This window comes from Paludibaculum fermentans (assembly GCF_051172195.1).
Lineage (GTDB): Bacteria > Acidobacteriota > Terriglobia > Bryobacterales > Bryobacteraceae > Paludibaculum > Paludibaculum fermentans_A.
Genome location: NZ_JBPJAQ010000001.1, coordinates 5,931,879 through 5,951,215 on the forward strand (window position 1 = coordinate 5,931,879; position 19,337 = coordinate 5,951,215).

Below are 19,337 nucleotides of genomic sequence, written 5' to 3' on the forward strand. Positions count from 1 at the left end.
GATGACTATCGGGTCAGATTCGCCAGGCAGTGTAGTGCTCCTCTGGGAAGGCAGCACGCAGCCCTGGCCGTTTCGCTGGGAGCCGCCCCGTCACGCGGCAGCAACGTCAGGCTAGTGTTCTACGACATATTGAGAGGCATTTGGATGCAACGGAAACTAACCGCTTGCGGCCCTGGGGCCGGACTCTATCTGATTTTGGGAGCAGCCGGATTGGCGCTGGCCGGGTGCTCGGCGAAGAGTGCGACACCGGTGGCGGCGGCCTCGGCTCCGGCGGCGCCGGTGCGGGTGTCGGCGGCTGTGGTGCAGAGCATGCCGGTGGAGCTGCGGACGATTGGCAGCGTGGAGGCCTTCAGCACCATCATGGTGAAGTCGCAGGTGGGCGGGGTGTTGGACAAAGTCCACTTCACTGAGGGCGATGCGGTGAGGACTGGACAGTTGCTGTTCCAGATCGACACCCGTCCCTTTGAACAGGCGATGCGGCAGGCGGAAGCGAGCCTGGCGCGGGACCGGGCCATCCTGAAGCAGACCGAGGCCACGCTGGCCAAGGACCAGGCGCAACAGAAGTACTACGAGGCGCAGGCCAAGCGTTATGAAGAGCTGGCCAAGGAAGGCGTGTTCTCGAAGGAGCAGGCGGAGCAGACGCGGACCGAAGCGTCGGCGCGGATGGAGGCGGTGCGGGCGGACGTCGCGACGCTGGAGAGCGTGAGTGCGACGCTGCGGGCGGACCAGGCGGCGCTGGAGCGCACGAAGCTCGACCTGGCGTACTGCAACATCAAGTCGCCGATTGACGGGCGGACAGGCAGCATTCTGGTCAAGCAGGGGAACCTGGTGAAGGCGACGGATGTGGAACTGGTGACGATCCGGCAGATTCAGCCGGTGTATGTGACGTTCTCCATCGCCGAGAAGCATGTGAGCAACCTGCGGTCGAAGATGGGCGCGGGCCAACTGCTGGTGAGGGTGGCGGAGCAGGGTTCGAAGGAGACTCCGGTGGAAGGCGCGCTGGCGTTCATCGAGAACACGGTCGATGAAACCACGGGCACTCTCAAGCTAAAGGCCAAGTTTGCGAACAGCGCGGCGAAGTTCTGGCCGGGGCAGATCCTGGACGTGACGCTGCGGCTGGCCGAGAAGCCGAACGCGATTGTGGTGCCTTCGAAGAGCCTGCAGACGGGGCAGTCCGGCGACTTCGTGTACGTCATGAAGGACGACGGTACGGTGGAGATGCGGACAGTGAAAGTGGGCGCGCGCAGCGGGGACCTGGTGGCGCTGGACAGCGGCGTGGAAGCTGGCGAAAAGGTGGTGACGGAAGGGCAGTTGCGGTTGACCTCGGGCTCGAAAGTGAGGCTGCTGTCATGAACTTCTCAGAGATCTTCATCCGCCGGCCTGTCGCCACGACGCTGCTGATGCTGGCCATTGCGCTGTTCGGTTCCGTGGCTTACCAGGCGCTGCCGGTGAGCGACCTGCCGAACGTGGATTTTCCCACCCTGATGGTGGGCGCCAGTTTGCCGGGTGCGAATCCGGAGACGATGGCGTCGGCCGTGGCGACTCCGCTGGAGCGGCAGTTCTCGACCATTGCCGGTTTGGATTCGATGACGTCGTCGAACTCGCTGGGCGTGACCAGCGTGACGCTGCAGTTCGACCTGAGCCGCGAATTGGACGGAGCGGCGCAGGACGTGCAGGCGGCGATTGCGCAGGCGGCTCCGCTGCTGCCGGCGGGCATGCCGACTCCGCCGACGTTCCGCAAAGTGAATCCGGCGGACCAGCCGGTGATTTTCCTGGCCTTGAGCTCGAAGTCGATGCCGTTGTACCAGATGAACGAGTTCGCCGATACGATGATGGCGCAGCGCATCTCGATGGTGAGCGGCGTGGCGCAGGTGCAGGTGTTCGGGTCGCAGAAGTACGCCGTCCGGGTGCAGGTGAGTCCGCGGGAGATGAACTCGCGCGGCATCGGGATCGACGAAGTGGAAGCCGCCATCCGGAAGCACAACGTGAACCTGCCGACGGGCACGCTGTACGGGCCGGACCGCATGTTGACGGTGCAGGCGACGGGCCAATTGACGTCGGCCGAGGCGTACAAGCCGCTGGTGGTGGCGTATAAGAATGGCGCTCCGGTGCGGCTGGAAGAGCTGGCGACGGTCTTCGACAGTGTGGAAGAGGACAAGATCGCCTCATGGTTCAACACGCACGAGAAGAGCAACCGGGCGATTGTGCTGGCGGTGCAGAGGCAGCCGGGCACGAACGCGATGGAGGTGGCGAACTCCGTGCGGGAGTTGCTGCCGTCGTTCCGTGCGCAGTTGCCGCCGGCGGCGATGCTGGACGTGCTCTACGACCGGTCCGACACGATTCGCGAGTCGTTTGTGGACATTCAGTTCACCATGGCGCTGACGCTGGCGCTGGTGGTGATGGTGATCTTCCTGTTCCTGAGAAAGCTGTCGGCCACGGTGATTCCGAGCCTGGCACTGCCGTTTTCGCTGATCGGCACGTTCTCGGTGATGTATCTGTGCGGGTATAGCCTGGACAACCTGTCGCTGATGGCCCTGATCCTGGCGATCGGGTTCGTGGTGGACGATGCGATTGTGATGCTCGAGAACATCGTGCGGCACATGGAAGAGGGTGAGGGTCCGATGGAGGCGGCGTTGAAAGGGTCGCGCGAGGTGGGCTTCACCATCGTGTCGATGACCATTTCGCTGGCGGCCGTGTTCATCCCGCTACTGTTTATGGGCGGCATCCTGGGCCGGTTGTTCCGTGAGTTCTCGGTGACGATCGTGGTGGCGATCCTGATCTCGGGCGTGGTGTCGGTGACGCTGACGCCGATGCTGTGCAGCCGTTTCCTGCGGGCGCACGGGCGGGGGGAAGAGGGCTGGTTCTACCGGACGACCGAGCGGTTTTTCGACTGGATTCTGCATGTCTATGACGTGACGCTGCAGTGGACGCTGCGGCGGCGGGCGCTGACGCTGGCGTTCTCGTTCGTGATCCTGATCGCGACGGGCTGGCTGTTCCTGCAGGTGCCGAAGGGCTTCATTCCGAGTGAAGACACGAGCCAGATTCTGGCGATCACCGAGGCGGCGCAGGGCGCTTCGCATCTGGAGATGATGGAGACGCAGAAGAAGCTGGCCGAGATCGTGCGGAACGATCCCAATGTGGAATCGTTCATGTCGAGCGTGGGCGGCGGCAGCGCCAACATCAGCCTGGGCGGACCGAACTTCGGGCGTATGTTCATGCACCTGAAGCCGCGGCACGAGCGTCCGCTGAGCGCGGATGAACTGATCGAATCGTTCCGGCCGAGGTTGAACAACATGACAGGCATGCGGGTGTTCCTGCAGAATCCGCCGGTGATCCGGGTGGGCGGCACGTTGTCGAAGAGCCTGTATCAGTTCACGCTGCTGGGCACGAATATCGATGAGCTATATAAGAGCAGCCAGGCGTTCGAGAAGGAAGTGGCGAAGCTGCCGGCGCTGATGGATGTGACGAGCGACCTGCAGATTCGCAGTCCGCAGATGACGGTGCGGATTGAGCGGGACCGGGCGGCGAAGTTTGATGTGACTCCGGAGCAGATTGAGACCGCGCTGTTCAATGCGTACGGGCCGCGGTGGATCTCGACGATCTATGCTCCGAACAATCAGTACCGGGTGCTGATGGAGGTGGACCGGGCGTATCAGTCGGATCCGTCGTTTATGTCGCGGCTGTATGTGAAGTCGGGCAAGGGCGAGTTGGTGCCGCTGGATTCGCTGGCCAGGCTGGAGCCTTCGGCGGGTCCGCAGACGATCAATCACTACGGGCAGTTGCCGGCGGTGACGGTGTCGTTCAACCTGCGGCCCGGGATGGCTTTGGGCAATGCGGTGGACCAGATTGAAGAGCTGTCGCGGACACATCTGCCGGCCACGATCACGACGGTATTCCAGGGGACGGCGCAGGCGTTTCAGAAGTCGATGAAGAACCTGGGGATCCTGTTGCTGCTGGCGGTGGTGGTGGTGTACATCGTGCTGGGCGTGCTGTATGAGAGCTTCATCCATCCGCTGACGATTCTGTCGGGGTTGCCCTCGGCGGGCTTTGGGGCGCTGCTGACGCTGTGGTTGTTCAAGCTGGACTTGAACATTTACTCGTATGTGGGGCTGATCCTGCTGATTGGCATTGTGAAGAAGAACGCGATTATGCAGATCGACTTCGCGTTGGAGGCGGAGCGGCAGCACGGGAAGGCTCCGCTGGAGGCGATTTACGAGGGCTGCCTGGTGCGGTTCCGGCCGATCATGATGACGACGATGGCGGCATTGCTGGGGGCCCTGCCGATTGCGTTTGGGTATGGGGCGGGCGGAGAGGCCCGGCGGCCGTTGGGGTTGTGCGTGGTGGGCGGCCTGGTGTTCTCGCAGGTGGTGACGTTGTATCTGACCCCGGTGGTGTATACGTACCTGGCCGGGTTGCAGACGAGGTTCCAGCGGCGGGGGTCGGTGGCTACGGGGAGTTTGGCTGGGGCGGCGGCGGACTAAATATCGCCGTTGTAGCTGAGGTCCTGGGCTCGCAGGTCCGTGAGGAGGTTCCACTGGCGGGCTTCGGTGGAGCGGGCTTCGCGGATCCACTGCCTTTCGCCTTGCGGGAGGTTGCGGCAGAGCGTGTCCTCTTTGTCGAGGCGGTATTCGAAGAGGTCCTCTTCGATGGCGGAGAGCTTCAGGAGCTTTTCGGTGTTGCCGTAGGTGGAGGCGCCCACTCGCAGGGCGAGGCTGACGATGAAGCCCAGGCGGTTCTGGGCCTGGCGCTGGCGGGCTTCGCGTTTGATCCACTCCCAATCGAGATCGTTGTAACGGAGGATGAGCCAGGGCAGCGCCTCGACCACGCGATCGTCGAGATTTTCACAGGAAAGCGCGGCAATTAGGACTACGGCCGGATCGTGTTCGAACTCGGCTTCCATTTCGGTGAAGAGGTTGACGAAGCCGGGATAGCCGAGCGCTCCGAGGGAATCCCGGAGGACTCGGGAGCGGGCCAGATCCTTCTTTGTCGCGCGAATCACTCCTCAACAATGTACAACGACTGACGGGGTGCGCTGGAGTCCTATAATAGAAAATCCCGCATGGCGATCGACTGGTTTCCTCTGTGGTTGAGTTTGCGCGTTGCCGCGTTGTCCACGATTGTCGCCCTTCTGGCTGGATTGTGGCTGGGCTGGCTGCAAACGACGAAGAATTACCGGGGGAAGGACATTCTGGACGCGATCGTGACGCTGCCCCTGGTGCTGCCTCCGACCGTATTGGGCTACTACCTTTTGATCGTGCTGGGGCGGCAGAGTCCGCTGGGCCGGTTGTACGAGTGGGTCTTCGGGCAGTCGCTCGTATTCACTTGGCAGGCGGCAGTGGTGGCGGCGCTGCTGCATTCGGCTCCGCTGCTCATTAAATTCTCTACAGCTGCGTTGGAGAGTGTGCCGCGGCGGTATGGCAAAGCTGCGCGGTCGCTGGGGGCTACGGAGTGGATGGTGTTCTGGCGGGTGTCGCTGCCTCTGGCGTGGAATCAGATTCTAGCTGCGACGGCGCTGGCCTTTGCACGGTCTCTGGGCGACTTCGGCATCACGATGATGGTGGCGGGCAATATTCCGGGCCGGACGCAGACGATCTCCGTCGCGATTTATGACGCAGTGGAGGGCGGGCGCGGCGATGTAGCGCGGGTGCTGGTGCTGGTGATCTCGGCGGCTGCGCTGGTGAGCCTGACGCTGGCGAACCGGCTGGGCAGGGTGTCGGTGGGGAAGGCGGCGCATTGATCGACGCACGGATTCGCAAGGAGTTCGCGGGCTCGGCTGAGACGGCTCCGTTCACGTTGGATGTACACGTGAAGACGCAGTCGGGGCTGGCGGTGCTGTTTGGCCCCAGCGGGGCGGGGAAGTCCCTCACCCTGGATTCGATCGCCGGGTTTGCGCGGCCGGATGAAGGCCGGATCCTGGTGGACGATGTGCTGCTGTTCGATGCGGCGGCCGGCCTGTCGTTGACTCCACAGAGACGGCGCTGCGGATATGTGATCCAGAATTCGGCTTTGTTTCCGCACATGACGCTGCGGGAGAACCTGGCGTTTGCGGCGGAGCGGTTGGACCGGTTGGAGCGGCGGCGGCAGGTGAGCGAGATGCTGGAGCGGTTCCGGCTGACGGAAGTGGCGGGCAGCCGGCCGGCGGCGTTGTCGGGTGGACAGAGGCAGCGGGGTGCGATTGCGCGGGTGCTGTTGTCGCAGCCGCGGCTGCTGTTGCTGGACGAGCCTTCGAGCGGCCTGGACTTTGTGCTGCGGGAAGAGTTCTACGGGGTGCTGGAAGAGGTGCGGAAGTCGTTCCGGATCCCGATGCTGCTGGTGACGCACGATCTGGACGAAGCGCTCCAGTTAGGCGATGAGATGTTCGTGTTCCAGGGTGGACGGGTGGTGCAGGCAGGTGCTCCGTCGGCGATTCTGGACCATCCGGCTACGGAAGAAGTGGCGGGGCTGCTGGGGCGATTCAACGTGTTTGACGCCGAGATTGTGGCGATGGATCCGGCGGCGAAGAGCAGCCGGCTGCGGTGCGGGCCGGGGTTCGAGATCGCGGGTCCTTACTTCCCCGGACACTTGCTGGGCGCGCATTTGCGGCTGGGGGTGCGGGCCGAGATGCTGCGGGTGAAGCCCTTTGGCGGAGCCGGCGTCCTGATGAAGCTGTTGCGGCAGAGCCGGCGGACGCAGACGGTGCGGCTGGAGTTTGCGGGCGGGATTGTGGCGGAGATGCCGGAACGGGCGTTCGACGGTGAGTCGCATAATGGCGAATGGGTGGTAGAGTTTCCGCCCAGTGCGCTGCGCCAACTGAAATCATGAAGACCCTAGCGGAATACGAAGAACTGGCCGCCGTGGCTCACGGCCATTTGTGCGCGGGGCAGATCCTGGGCTTGCGGATGGCGGTGCACGGGCTGGCGCTGCTGGGCATCGACGATCCGACGGGGACGCAGCGGAAGCGGCTGGTGACGTTTGTCGAGATCGACCGTTGCGCTACGGATGCCATCAGTGTGGTGACGGGTTGCCGGCTGGGCAAACGGGCGTTGAAGTTCCTGGATTTCGGCAAGATGGCGGCGACCTTCTGCGATTTGGAGACGGGACGCGCGGTGCGGCTGGCGGCGAAGGAATCGAGCAAGCAGCGGGCGGCCGAGCTTTATCCGGAGATTACTGAGAAGAATAAACAGCAGATGAAGGCCTATCGCGAGCTGAGCGAGGCGGAGCTGTTCGATGTGCAATGGGTGAAGGTGCGCGTCGGGCCGGAGGATCTGCCGGGCTTCAAGGGGCCGCCGGTTGCGTGCGCCGAGTGCGGAGAAGGCATCAGCTTCCAGAGGGAAGTATTGGTGGATGGGCGCACCTTGTGCCGGGGCTGCGCGGGGCAGCGCTACTATGAACCGCTATCAGATCACGGACCGGAAGAGCGCGGGTAGTCTCGACGCGCTGCTGGCTTCGATTGCGCGAAGTGACGCAGCGGGCGTCGGGATGATCCAGGTGCGGGAGAAAGACCTGGACACGCGGGCCTTGTGCGCACTGGTCGCGCAGGTTCTGTCGATCTGCCGGAACGCACGAGTGCTGGTGAATTCGCGGGTGGATGTGGCCTTGGCCTGTGGAGCGCACGGGGTGCATCTGCCGGGCGGATCGATGGAGCCTGCGGTGTGGCGGCCGATTCTGCCGGCCGGATTCCTGATGGGCGTATCCTGTCACGATTTGGACGAATTGGCGGCGGCGGAGGCGGGCGGCGCGGATTTCGCGGTGTTTGGCCCGGTGTTCCGGCCGCTGTCGAAGCAGGACGACCGGGCGTGCCTGGGGCTGGACGGGCTGCGGAAGGCGGCCGGTGCAGTGAAGATTCCGGTGTACGCGCTGGGTGGGATTACGTGGGAGAATGCTGCCTCGTGTGTGGAGGCGGGCGCCGCCGGCGTGGCGGGCATCACGCTATTCCAATAACTATGCAACCTACTGAGCGGTTTTCCAACAGAGTCGACAACTATGTGAAGTACCGGCCGGGGTATCCGGACGCGCTGGTGCGGAAGTTGGAGAGCGAGGGCCTGGCGGCGGGCGCGCAGGTGGTGGATGTGGCTTGCGGGACCGGGATCTCCACGGAGTTGTTCGTCCGGAATGGCTACCAGGTGATCGGGATTGAGCCGAACGAGGCGATGCGAGACGCGGCGCTGCGGCAGGGGTTCGACGTGCGGGCGGGTACGGGAGAGGCTACCGGTTTGCCCGATGCCAGTGCGGATCTGGTGGTGTGCGCGCAGGCGTTCCACTGGGTGGACCTGCCGGCGGCTCGGGCGGAGTTCCTGAGGATTGTGAAGCCGGGCGGGTTGATTGCGATTGTGTGGAACATCCGGCAGCGGACGGCCAGTGAGTTTCTGGTGGAGCTGGAGCGGCTGCTGGTGGAGAGCAGCGCGGAGTATGCGGCGAAGTTTTCGGCGGATAAGGAAGAGACGGTGAATGTGGCGGCCGTATTCGCACCGCTGCCGGTGGAGCGCTGGATGGCGCCGAACGAGCAGGTGCTGGACTGGGCGGGGTTGAAGGGGCGGTTGTTGTCGGCGTCGTATGTGCCTGTGGGCGACGAAGCCTTTGTGGAGCGGCTGCGGGCGGTGTACGACCGGCACCAGGTAGACGGACTGGTGCGGATAGTTTACGAGTGCCGGCTGTACTGGCTGCGGGCGGATTAGAGGCTGCGGTAGTAGGCGATGAGATCGAGAACCGGCGGCTTCTGGCCTAAGGTGCGCAGGAAGCCGGAGACCTGGCCGCGGTGGTGGGTGCCGTGGTTCACGAGGTGGAGGACGATCTGGTAGACGGGGGTGGACCAGGCGTTGCCCTTGAGGTCGAGGTAACTGATTGATTCCAGGATCTGTTCGTCGCTGAGGCCGGCGAGGCAATGGTTCCAGCCGTTGTAGATGGCGGGCCAGTCGTCGCGCAGGACGCTGAGTTGGAAGTCGGCGTCGCTGAGGACGAGTTTGTCGGCTGCCTGGTGCATGCGGGAAAGCCAGATTCTGTCGGCGCGGTAGAGGTGGGTGAGGGTGCCGAGGACGCTTTTATCGGCGGTACCGAAGTCGTGGTGGAGCTGGTCTTCCGGAAGCTCGGCGACGGCCGAGACGAGGCGGCGGGAGGCCCAGGCGGCGTAGTCGATGTGAGCGATCAGGGTGTCTTTGGAAACCAAGTGTCCAGCCTCCTATCGGAATGAAGGTAAAACACCTTGATAGCACGGCGGGCAGGGCCTTGCGGCATAGTGGAGGATCGGGTCCCAATTCCTCTATTTCAATTGTGATACGATTCCGCTCAGACGGACGCCTGTCCTGTTAATCGGCGCCCAATCCACTCTTGGAGTGTGCCAAGTGAAGGTATACGAAAGCACTGAAGTCCGAAACGTGGCCCTCGTCGGTCACGGGCATAGCGGCAAGACGACGTTGGCGGCTGGCATGTTGTTTGCCACCGGCGCAACGAACCGCTTGACTCGGGTTGACGAGGGCAACACGATCACAGATTTCGACGATGAGGAGATCAACAGGAAGCTGACGATTTCCACCTCTCTCGCGGTCGTGGAATGGAAGAAGAAGAAGCTGAACGTGTTCGACACGCCAGGCTTCAACCTCTTCATGTACGACACGAAGATTTCGATGGCCGCCGCGGATGCCGCACTGATTTTAGTGGATGGCGTCGCCGGCGTCGAAGTGATGACGGAGAAGGTATGGGAGTACGCGGAGCAGTATGCGCTGCCGCGCGCTTTTTTGATTAACAAGCTGGATCGCGAACGCAGCGACTTTGACCGGGCGCTGGCGAACATCCAGGAGATTTTTGGACGGTATTGCGTCCCGATCTATCTGCCGATTGGCAAGGAGCGGGATTTCAATGGCGTAGTGGATGTGATCTCGATGAAGGCCTGGACCTACACGCCGGACGGCGACGGGCAGGGCAAGGAGATCCCGATTCCGGCGTCGATGGCCGATGAGGCGAAGGCCGCGCACGATGCCCTGATCGAAATGATCGCTGAGGGCAAGGACGAGCTGATGGAGAAGTTCTTCGAGAACGGCACGCTGCCGGTCGAAGACATCATGGCCGGCCTGCACGACGCGGTGAAGGACGACAAGATTTTCCCGGTGATGTGCGGCTCGGCGCTGCGCAACATTGGGACGGACCTGGTGATGGAGTTCCTGCAGGAGTTCTGCCCGAATCCGACGGAGCATCCGGCGTTGAAGGCGATGGTGGGCGACCACGAAGAGTTCAAAGCGATCACGGACAAGGATCACGTGACGGCCTATGTGTTCAAGACAGTGGCCGATCCGTTCTCGGGCCGGTTGAGCTTCTTCAAGGTCTGCACGGGTGTGCTGAAGAACGACATGACGCTGGTGGATATGCGCAGCAAGAGCCAGGAGCGGCTGGCGCATATCAGTGTGCCGATGGGCAAGACGCTGCAGCCGGTGAACGAGCTGCATGCGGGCGACATTGGTGTGGTGGCGAAGCTGAAGGAAGTGCTGACGGCCGATACGCTGTGTGAGAAGGGCGATTCGGTGGAGTATCCGAAGGTAGAGATTCCGGAGCCATCGATTGCGTATGCGATTGCGGCGAAGTCGAGGAACGACGAAGACCGCATGGGCAACTCGGTGTCGAAGATCCTGGAAGAAGACCAGGGGCTGCGATTCTACCGGGATCCTCAGACGAAGGACTTTCTGCTGGCGGGCAGCGGCGGGCAGCACATTGAAGTGATCGTGAGCCGGTTGAAGAAGCGCTACAACGTGGAAGTGGAGTTGCGGCAGCCGAAGATTCCGTACCGCGAGACGATTCGCGGGTTTGCGGATGTGCATGGGCGGCATAAGAAGCAGACGGGCGGCCATGGCCAGTTCGGCGACTGCCGGATCAAGATGGAGCCGATGGAGCGCGGCGGCGGCTTCGAGTATGTCAACAGCATCTTTGGCGGCGCTGTGCCGAGGCAGTTCATTCCAGCGATTGAAAAGGGCATTCTGGAAGCAGCGGCGCGCGGCTACCTGGCCGGGTTCCCGGTGGTGGATTTCCGGGTGACGCTGTACGACGGGTCGTACCACGATGTGGACTCGTCGGAAATGGCGTTCAAGATTGCCGGGAGAAAGGCTTTCAAGCTGGCGATGGAGGCGGCCAAGCCGACGTTGCTGGAACCGATCATGAAGGTGGAAGTGGCCGGACCGGTGGAGTATGCCGGCGACCTGATGAGCGACATGAACGGACGGCGGGGCCGCATCAGTGGCATGGACACCAAGGGCGGGACGCAGATTATTCGCGCCGTGGTGCCGATGTCGGAGATGCTGACGTACCAGAACGACCTGACGTCGATGACGCAGGGCCGGGCGTCGTTCTCGATGGAGTTTTCGCACTACGACTACGTGCCTGCCTTGAACGCCGATAAGATTATCGCGGCGTACAAGGCTTCGGCGACGGGCGAAGTGGACGAAGACGAATAGTCCGAATTGGTTTGGTGGGACGGGCCGGACGGGCATGGGCGCCTCTCCGGCCCGTTCTGTTTTGTGGCGGCCGGGGGGATGCGCCTATCCTGTTAAAAGAATGTTGAATTCCATTGGGCGCTGGATGCGGCAATGGTCTGAGCGAACACCGGGCAAATCCGGGCAGACCCAGTTGGTGCTGAGCTTCGTGATTGGTGCGGTGGTGGGGCTGGTTGTTGTTGCCTTCATCCTGTTGACGGGGCGGTTGGCGGCGCGGATGTACCCACCGGGGGGCGCAGCCTGGCGGCGGGTGCTGGTGCCGGTGCTGGGCGCGCTGAGCACGGGCTGGCTGCTGGCGAAGTACTTCCCGGGCGCACGGGGCAGCGGCATTCCGCAGACGAAGTTCGCGATATTCATTCACGACGGCTACATCTCGCTGAAGACGGTGCTGGGCAAGTTTGTGTGCTGTTCCACGTCGCTGGCGAGTGGCATTGCGCTGGGGCGCGAGGGGCCTTCGGTCCAGATTGGGGCCGGTATTGCGTCTGTGCTGGGGCGGCGTTGCGGGCTGCAGGGCGACGATGTGAAAGCGCTGATTCCGGTGGGGTGTTCGGCTGCCTTGGCGGCGGCGTTCAATACACCGATTGCGGCGGTGCTGTTCTCGCTGGAGGAGATCCTGGGGGATTTGCACGCGCCGGTGCTGGGGTCGGTGGTGATCAGTTCGGCGACGTCGTGGATGGTGCTGCACATGATTCTGGGCGACGAGCCTTTGTTTCATGTGCCGGCGTACCAGTTGGTGAGCCCGATCGAATTCGTGGTGTACGCGGTGCTGGGTGTGGTGGGCGGGTTGGCGTCTGTGGCCTTTGTGAAGCTGCTGCTGGGTTTGCGGATCTGGTTCCGCGGCCTGCCGGCGAAGACGGTGTGGCTGCAGCCGGCGGTGGGCGGTTTGCTGGTGGGGCTGTTGGGCTGGTACTGGCCCGAAGTATTGGGTGTCGGTTACGACTATGTGGAGCGCGTATTGAACGGCGACATGGCGCTGCGGACGATTGCGCTGCTGGTGGTGCTGAAGATTGTCGCGACGGCGGTGTGTTACTCGTCGGGCAATGCGGGCGGCATCTTCGGGCCAAGCTTATTCATCGGGGCGATGGTGGGCGGGACGGTGGGGAGCGTGGCGCATGTGCTGCTGCCGGGGGTGACGGCGAATCCGGGCGCGTATGCGCTGATTGGGATGGGGACGGCGTTTGCGGGCATTGTGCGGACTCCGCTGACGTCGGTGATCATGATCTTCGAGATGACCCGGGATTACTCGATCATCGTGCCGCTGATGATTTCGAACCTGATCAGTTTCTTCGTATCGTACAGGCTGCAGCGGCAGCCCATTTACGAGGCGCTGGCGCACCAGGAGGGCGTATCGCTGCCGAGCGGCGAGGAGCGGGTGCACCAGGCGCGGTTGAGTGTGGACGATGTGATGGAGGCCGCGGCGGGGTTGACGGCTGAGGAGTTGCTGGCAGTTGGGCAGTCGCGGCTGGAGGATACGGCGGGTGGTGGTGAGTATCCGTTTGTGCATCCCGACCATCCATTGAGCCTGGCCCTGGAGAAGATGGGCGACCATCATCGGAACATGCTGCCGGTGGTGAGCCGGGCGAATATTTCGCAGTTGTTGGGGGTGGTGCGGCTGCCGGCGATCCTGAAGGCGTTCGGGGTGGCGCAGGAGGGATCGCGATGAAGCCGGGGTTCATCCTGTCTGTACTGGCGATTGTGCTGGGGCTGATCGTGGTGGATCAGTTTCTGGCGCGATTGGAGCGGAATGAAATCCTGAGCGAGGCTGGGGCTCACTACCAGGAGGGGGTGCGGCTGCTGAGCCGGGGGGATGCGGCCGGGGCGGTGAAGCTGCTGGAGCGCGCGCATGTGCTGCAGCGAGGGAATCGCGGGTATCAGTTAGCCCTGGCCGAAGCGCTGCTGGCGGCGGGCCGGCTGGTGGATGCGGAAGAGGAGCTGCGGCCGGTGCTGAGCGCCGATTCGAATGCGGGTGATGCCAACCTGACGATGGCGCGGCTGCAGGTGAAGCTGGGGAATGACCCGGAGGCGGAGGCTTATTACCATCGGGCGGTGTACGGGAAGTGGGCGAATGCGGGTCCGGCGGATGAGGTGCGGATGGAACTGGCGCAGTTCCTGGCCGAGGCCGGGCAGCCGCAGAAGCTGCTGGCGGAGGTGCTGCTGATCCAGAGTGACGCGAAGGACGATGTGGACCGGCAGAGGAAGATTGCGCATCTGCTGCTGGTGGCGGGGTCGCCGGCGCGGGCGGCGGAAGGATACCGGAAGGTGCTGCGCGGGCGGGCGGACGACGTAGAGGCGTTGTCGGGTTTGGCGGAAGCGGAGATGGCGCTGGGCGAGTACTCGAGTGCGCAGGCGAGTCTGCGGCGGGCGCAGGGGCTGCGGACAGGGGATTCGCAGATTGAGGCGCGGCTGGCGTTTGTGTCCGAATTGAGCGCTTTGGACCCGACGCCGCGGCGGCTGGCGTCGAAAGAGAAGTTCGAGCGCAGCCGGAAAGTGTTGGAACTGGCCAAGACGGATCTGAGGATTTGCGGGCAGTTGAAGGGGGCGATGGGGCAGTTGCAGCAGGCGCTGGACGATGTCGAGTTGAAAGAGAAGCAGATGCGCTCCATGGACAATGAGTCGGCTGAGGTTTTGCTGGACTTCGCGCAATCGTTATGGCGCAGCCGGCAGCAGACGTGCACGACGCCGGTGCCGGAGAACGATCCGCTGCCGCTGCTGATGAATAAAATCGGTCAATAGCGCTTGGGCGCGCGGCACGGGTGCGGTAGAGTAGCTCTCGATGAGATCCACGATTGCAGCCGCCTTGTTGTGCGCGTGCGCCTGTGTGGCGCAGGGCGGGGAATTGATGGCCAGTGCGGCCAAGCGCAGTATCACTCCTGATTTGAAGAGCGGACGGCCTGTGTACATGGCCGGGTTCGGGACGGGCCGGGCGGCGACGGGCGTCCACGACGAACTTTGGGTGCGCTGTGTCGCGCTGTCGACGGGCGAGAAGCCGCTGGCGATCTGTGCGGCGGACTCGATTGGGCTGCTGTGGGAGGACGTGCAAAAGATTCGCGCGGGGGTACCGCAGGCCACGGTGATCGTGGCGGCTACGCATGTGCACGAAGGGCCGGACACGATGGGGCTGTGGGGGCCGAAGCAGGGTGTGAGCGGGATCGATGAGGAGTATAACGCGCTGCTGGTGGCGCGTGCGGTGGAGGCCATCAAGGATTGCATTTCCACGCTGCGCCCGGCGACGGCGATGCTGGCGGGGGTGACTCCGAAGGACGTCGATGGGTACTTCGACGACAGCCGGCCGCCGGTGGTACACGATCCGCAGATTCTGGCGCTGGCGGTGAACGACATGCGGCGGGAGCGGATTGCCACGTTGGTGAACTGGACGAACCATCCGGAGACGCTGGGCAGCAAGAATACGTTGATCACGGCGGATTGGCCGGCCGGGTTGACGGCGCGCCTGGAGGGCCTGGAGGGCGGGTTGGTGGTGTATGTGAATGGCGCGGTGGGCGGGATGCAGTCGCCGCTGGGGGCGAAGGTGATGGATCCGGTGACGAAGCAACTGGCCCCGGCGGAGACGTTCCGGTTTGCCGAGGCGGTGGGTGAGTATGTGGCGGAGCACGCACATGCGGCGCTGCACGAGGCGCCGGCGGTGACGGTGGACACGATCACCTATCGGGAGAAGTTAGTACAGATTCCGGTGGCGAATGCCGGGTTCCTGATGGCTGCGCAGGCGGGTTTGTTCAAGGGACGGCAGTCGATGGAGGGCGGGAAGACGAGCGCTCCGGTGGGGTATTTGCGGTTGAGCGGGCAAGGGGCTCCGCAGTTGGAAGTGGCCCTGATTCCGGGGGAGATGTATCCGGAGTTGAGTGTAGGTGGGGTGGTGAAGGATGCGGGGGCGGATTTCCCGGACGCGGCGGTGGAGCGGCCGATGAAGAGTTTGCTGACTGCTAAGTATAAGATGTTGTTTGGGCTGGCGAATGACGAGATTGGCTACATCATCCCGAAGGTGCAGTGGGATGAGAAGGCGCCGTTCACCTTTGGAGCGTCGAAACGCTGGTATGGTGAGGTGAATTCGGTGGGGCCGGAGGCGGCTCCGATGATTGCGCAGGCCGTGGAAGAGCTGGTGAAAGCGGGCGGCAAACCCTAAAGCAGACCAGCTATACTGAAATTGGACTCATCCATCCCATTCTTTTAGATCTTTAAGACCCAGGAGAGAGAATGCCCAAGCGTATTGTGATCCTTACAGGCGGCGGCGACGTCCCCGGTTTGAATGCTGTTATTAAGCAAGTGACCTACCGTGGCGTCGGCATGGACTATGAAGTGGTTGGTGTTCGTCGCGGCTGGGAGGGTCTGACCCACCTGAACCTGGACGATGCCGACAGCAAGTCGCGCTACATCCTGCCGCTCACCCCGTTAAATACCCGTACCATTGACCGCACCGGCGGAACGTTCCTGCACTCATCGCGCACGAATCCGGCCAAGATGAAGTCGTTGCCGGAGCATTTGAAGGGCCTGACCTTCCCGACGAAGGACATTGAGAAGGCCGGCAAGGTTTCGACCGTTTTCGACGTCACGACGCAGGTTCTGAAGAACCTGGAAGGTTTGGGCGCCGACACGGTGATTGCCATTGGCGGCGACGACACGTTGAGCTATGCGCGGCGTCTGCACGACGAAGGCGTAAAGGTCATCGCGATTCCGAAAACGATGGACAACGACGTGCAGCACACCGAGTACTGCATCGGCTTTTCGACGGCGATCACGCGCGCCGAGAGCGCCATCCAGCGCCAGCGCACGACGGTGGGCTCGCACGAGCGCATCGGTATCTTTCGCATCTTCGGCCGCGATGCCGGCTACACGGCGCTCTACACCGCGTATGTGACGAACATCCGCTGCGTCATCCCCGAGTTCAAGGTGGATCTGGACAACCTGATCAACCTACTGGTGCAGGACAAGCGGAGCAACCCGTCGAACTACTCGCTGGTGCTGCTGTCGGAAGGCGCCGAGTGGGAAGGCTACCAGGTGAAGCATTACGGCGAGGCCGACGCCTACGGCCACCAGAAGAAGGCCAATGTCGGTGACGACCTGGCGGCGGAGATCAAGGCGAAGACGAAGGAAGAGACCATCGTCAGCGACCTGACCTACGACCTGCGCTCGGGCGATCCGGACTTCACGGACAAGCTGGTGGCGTGCACCTACGGCAACATGGCGATGGACGCCCTGGCCGAAGGCAACAGCGGCCTGATGACGGGTATCGTCAACGGCTGTTTCGACATGGTGGAGATCCCCGATCCCAAGCTGGGACCGCGCAAGGTGGAACTGGGCTCGATGTACAACACCGAGCGGTACCGCCCGAACTACTCCAACAAGCGGGGCCTGCCGATCTTCCTGTGCCGCGCCTAATGGGCCTCTTCGACAAGCTGTTTTCGAAAAAGAAGCCAAGTGAACTGACGCCGGATCTCGCAAACGAGATCCGGCGTTCGTTTGAGGAGTCGGCGGGCGATGAAGAGCATTTCCCGTCTACGATCGATCCGCGCATTTACCACGTGAAGCTGATCGTCGACTACTTTGGCGACCTGGGGACGGGCCGGGCGCTGGACATCGGCTGCGGCAAGGGGCGGTTCGCGCGGATCCTGAAAGAGCGCAATCCGGAGGCGGAAGTGGCAGCCATGGACTTGGCCGTGGCGATGCTGCGTTTCGCGGATACGAATCTGGAGCGCGTCGCCGGATCGATGTTGGACCTGCCTTTTCGGAGCGCGAGCTTCGACGCGGCGTATGCCACCGAGTCGCTGGAGCATGCGGTGGACATCGAACGCGCGGTGGCGGAGATGTGCCGGGTGTTGAAGCCGGGCGCTAAGCTGGTGATTATCGACAAGAACGCCGCGCACTGGGGGCGGCTGGAGACCCCGCAGTGGGAGAAGTGGTTCCACGACGAGGAGCTGAAGAAGCTGCTGCGGCGGCATTGCCGCCAGGTGGAGTCGAAGCCGATCTCCTATTGGGAAGACGTCGAGCCGGACGGCATGTTCCTGGCATGGCTGGCTGTTAAATAAGCAGGCCGGAAGGGGTGCGATGGACGGTTCGCCGATTGTCGCGGAGTATCAGAAAAAGCTTGAGGATGCGGAACGGGCACTGATGACGGTGCGCGAGCGCCAGGGTACGGCGCTGACGGCGCTGCTGGCGGTGTGTGTGCTCACGCTGGGGTTGGGCTGGATGGCCTGGCGGGAGAAGGCATTTCCAGCCTGGTATCCGCTGTTGCCGCTGCCGGTGGTGGCGTATTTCGTGCGGCGCTATACGCGCGGGCACGGCGAGGCTTCGCAGGCGGTGCGGCTGCTGGACTGGCGGGCGTGCGGTTTGTCGCGGCTGATTGGCGAGTGGGCGGGCAAGGGGTATGACGGGGCGGAGTTCGACAACGCGGAGCATGTGTTCCAACGCGATCTCGACCTGTTCGGTGAGGGTAGCCTGTTCGAACTGCTGGCCACGGCTCGCACGGCCATTGGGCGGCGGCGCCTGGCTGAGTATCTGACAGAGCATGTCCCCCTGGAAGAATCTGTAGAGCGGCAGAATGCCGTGCGCGAGCTGCGTCCGTTGGCGGAGTTGCGCGAAAAGATCGGACTGCTGGGCCGGTTTGAGGCGCAGGAGTCGAAGCGCGAGACATTTGACCGCTGGTTTGCGATGCCGGTGATGAAGGCTCCGGCGGTGGTGCGGATTGTGGCCCTGGTGTCGACCGCGGTGTGCGTGATCTCAGCCCTGCTGGGTTTGGCGATGGTGCTGCCGTGGTCGCTGGTGGTGTTGATCGTGTTGATCTGCGTGCCGGTGAACTGCGGCCTGGGATTGGCGTACCAGCCGGACGTGCGGCGCGTGGTGGATGCGCTGCAGCCGGTGGGTGTCGAGATCAGTGTGTTCCGGGAAGGACTGGAACTGCTGCAGGGGTCAGAGTTTGAGAGCGCGAAGCTGCGGCGGGTGGTGGAGACGCTGCGGCAGGCGCGTGCGGCTGGTTCGATTCACCGGATTGAGCGAATGATCCGGTGGCTGAACGAGCGCAACAAGGACTGGTTCTACGGGCCGTCGATGTTCCTGTTGTATGCGACGCAGATGACGATGGCGATTGAGGCGTGGCGTGCGAATCATCAGGAAGAGATGCGCGCCTGGCTGGACGATTGGGCGGAGTTCGAAGTGTTGAACGCGCTGGCGGGCTATGCCTATGAACATCCTGGCGATCCTTTCCCGGAGTTGGCGGGCGACGGGCCGGTGTTTGAGGGCGAGGGCCTGGGGCATCCGTTATTGGCCGAAGGCATTTGTGTCCGCAACGATGTTTCGCTGCCCGGGCCGGGTTCGTTCTACGTCGTGAGTGGCTCGAACATGGCGGGGAAGAGCACGTTTCTGCGGACGGTGGGGATCAATAGTGTGTTGGCGATGGCAGGGGCTCCGGTACGGGCGCGGCGGTTGAAGGTGTCCGGATTGCGGGTCTGCGCGTCCATTTCTGTGGGCGATTCGCTGTTGAACCGGCGGTCGAAATTCCTGGCGGAGGTCGAGCGGCTGAAGCTGACGCTGGAGCATGCGCGGGCGGGCGAGCCGGTGTTGTTCCTGATCGATGAGATCTTCAGTGGGACGAATTCGCACGATCGCGGCATCGCGGCGGCGGCGGTGGTGAAGGCGCTCACTGGGTATGGGGCGATTGGGGCATTGTCGACGCACGACCTGGCGTTGACGGCGATGGCGGACGAGACGCTGGGCAGAAATGTCCATATGGGCAGCCGCGACGGTACTGATCCGATGGACTTCGATTACCTGGTGAAGCCTGGGGTGACACAGGAGTCAAATGCGCTGGCGATTGCGCGAATGGCTGGTGTGCCGATATAGGCGACGGGCAAATTGCCGGCTTTCGGCGTGGCCGGA

Annotated in this window: 16 protein-coding genes; 14 read left to right on the forward strand and 2 right to left on the reverse strand. The window is 63.1% G+C overall.

Annotated elements, in window-relative coordinates:
* The first annotated feature begins 144 nt into the window (after positions 1 to 144).
* Together ACR9Y2_RS23745 and ACR9Y2_RS23750 are read left to right on the forward strand one after the other, a co-directional pair.
* On the forward strand, positions 145 to 1,353 hold the full coding sequence (locus ACR9Y2_RS23745) for an efflux RND transporter periplasmic adaptor subunit (RefSeq protein WP_435044150.1): 1,209 nt from the start codon (positions 145 to 147) through the stop codon (positions 1,351 to 1,353).
* Complete coding sequence (locus ACR9Y2_RS23750; protein ID WP_435044151.1) at positions 1,350 to 4,481, forward strand: efflux RND transporter permease subunit; 3,132 nt, start codon at positions 1,350 to 1,352, stop codon at positions 4,479 to 4,481. Before ACR9Y2_RS23745 ends, ACR9Y2_RS23750 begins: the two co-directional genes overlap by 4 nt.
* On the opposite strand, the gene ACR9Y2_RS23755 is transcribed toward ACR9Y2_RS23750, so the two are convergent.
* Entirely contained in the window at positions 4,478 to 4,999 is a 522-nt protein-coding gene (locus tag ACR9Y2_RS23755) for a hypothetical protein (RefSeq protein WP_435044152.1), read from the reverse strand. The genes ACR9Y2_RS23750 and ACR9Y2_RS23755 overlap by 4 nt on opposite strands.
* Before the next feature lie 60 nt (positions 5,000 to 5,059).
* Here ACR9Y2_RS23755 and modB point away from each other — a divergent pair, with 60 nt between their 5' ends.
* Genes modB through ACR9Y2_RS23780 form a run of 5 tightly spaced genes read left to right on the forward strand, consistent with a single transcriptional unit; the run spans position 5,060 to position 8,654 of the window.
* Positions 5,060 to 5,737 (forward strand): molybdate ABC transporter permease subunit, encoded by a 678-nt coding sequence (modB, locus tag ACR9Y2_RS23760; RefSeq protein ID WP_435044153.1) that lies wholly within the window; start codon positions 5,060 to 5,062, stop codon positions 5,735 to 5,737.
* The gene (locus tag ACR9Y2_RS23765; RefSeq protein WP_435044154.1) at positions 5,734 to 6,801 is read left to right on the forward strand and encodes an ABC transporter ATP-binding protein; all 1,068 of its coding nucleotides are present in this window, start codon (positions 5,734 to 5,736) and stop codon (positions 6,799 to 6,801) included. Before modB ends, ACR9Y2_RS23765 begins: the two co-directional genes overlap by 4 nt.
* Positions 6,798 to 7,406 (forward strand): FmdE family protein, encoded by a 609-nt coding sequence (locus tag ACR9Y2_RS23770; protein WP_435044155.1) that lies wholly within the window; start codon positions 6,798 to 6,800, stop codon positions 7,404 to 7,406. Before ACR9Y2_RS23765 ends, ACR9Y2_RS23770 begins: the two co-directional genes overlap by 4 nt.
* Entirely contained in the window at positions 7,366 to 7,920 is a 555-nt protein-coding gene (locus ACR9Y2_RS23775) for a thiamine phosphate synthase (RefSeq protein WP_435044157.1), read from the forward strand. Before ACR9Y2_RS23770 ends, ACR9Y2_RS23775 begins: the two co-directional genes overlap by 41 nt.
* 2 nt (positions 7,921 to 7,922) lie before the next feature.
* Complete coding sequence (locus tag ACR9Y2_RS23780; RefSeq protein WP_435044158.1) at positions 7,923 to 8,654, forward strand: class I SAM-dependent methyltransferase; 732 nt, start codon at positions 7,923 to 7,925, stop codon at positions 8,652 to 8,654.
* On the opposite strand, the gene ACR9Y2_RS23785 is transcribed toward ACR9Y2_RS23780, so the two are convergent.
* Entirely contained in the window at positions 8,651 to 9,142 is a 492-nt protein-coding gene (locus ACR9Y2_RS23785; RefSeq protein ID WP_435044160.1) for a DinB family protein, read from the reverse strand. The genes ACR9Y2_RS23780 and ACR9Y2_RS23785 overlap by 4 nt on opposite strands.
* A gap of 175 nt (positions 9,143 to 9,317) precedes the next feature.
* Here ACR9Y2_RS23785 and fusA point away from each other — a divergent pair, with 175 nt between their 5' ends.
* From fusA to ACR9Y2_RS23820, 7 genes are all read left to right on the forward strand, one after another.
* Complete coding sequence (gene fusA, locus ACR9Y2_RS23790; RefSeq protein ID WP_435044161.1) at positions 9,318 to 11,414, forward strand: elongation factor G; 2,097 nt, start codon at positions 9,318 to 9,320, stop codon at positions 11,412 to 11,414.
* Between the two features lie 100 nt (positions 11,415 to 11,514).
* Positions 11,515 to 13,116 (forward strand): chloride channel protein, encoded by a 1,602-nt coding sequence (locus ACR9Y2_RS23795; RefSeq protein ID WP_435044162.1) that lies wholly within the window; start codon positions 11,515 to 11,517, stop codon positions 13,114 to 13,116.
* Positions 13,113 to 14,186 (forward strand): tetratricopeptide repeat protein, encoded by a 1,074-nt coding sequence (locus ACR9Y2_RS23800; protein ID WP_435044164.1) that lies wholly within the window; start codon positions 13,113 to 13,115, stop codon positions 14,184 to 14,186. The genes ACR9Y2_RS23795 and ACR9Y2_RS23800 overlap by 4 nt, the downstream gene beginning before the upstream one ends.
* 40 nt (positions 14,187 to 14,226) lie before the next feature.
* A complete protein-coding gene (locus ACR9Y2_RS23805; protein WP_435044165.1) occupies positions 14,227 to 15,591 on the forward strand; it encodes a hypothetical protein in 1,365 nt (454 codons plus the stop codon).
* Between the two features lie 71 nt (positions 15,592 to 15,662).
* Positions 15,663 to 16,844 carry a 6-phosphofructokinase gene (locus tag ACR9Y2_RS23810; RefSeq protein ID WP_435044166.1) on the forward strand — a complete coding sequence of 394 codons (1,182 nt, stop codon included), beginning with the start codon at positions 15,663 to 15,665 and terminating at the stop codon, positions 16,842 to 16,844.
* Positions 16,832 to 17,491 (forward strand): class I SAM-dependent methyltransferase, encoded by a 660-nt coding sequence (locus ACR9Y2_RS23815; protein ID WP_435044167.1) that lies wholly within the window; start codon positions 16,832 to 16,834, stop codon positions 17,489 to 17,491. The genes ACR9Y2_RS23810 and ACR9Y2_RS23815 overlap by 13 nt, the downstream gene beginning before the upstream one ends.
* A gap of 19 nt (positions 17,492 to 17,510) precedes the next feature.
* Positions 17,511 to 19,301: a MutS-related protein gene (locus ACR9Y2_RS23820; RefSeq protein WP_435044168.1), complete on the forward strand. Its 1,791-nt coding sequence runs from the start codon at positions 17,511 to 17,513 to the stop codon at positions 19,299 to 19,301.
* The last annotated feature ends 36 nt before the right edge of the window (positions 19,302 to 19,337 follow it).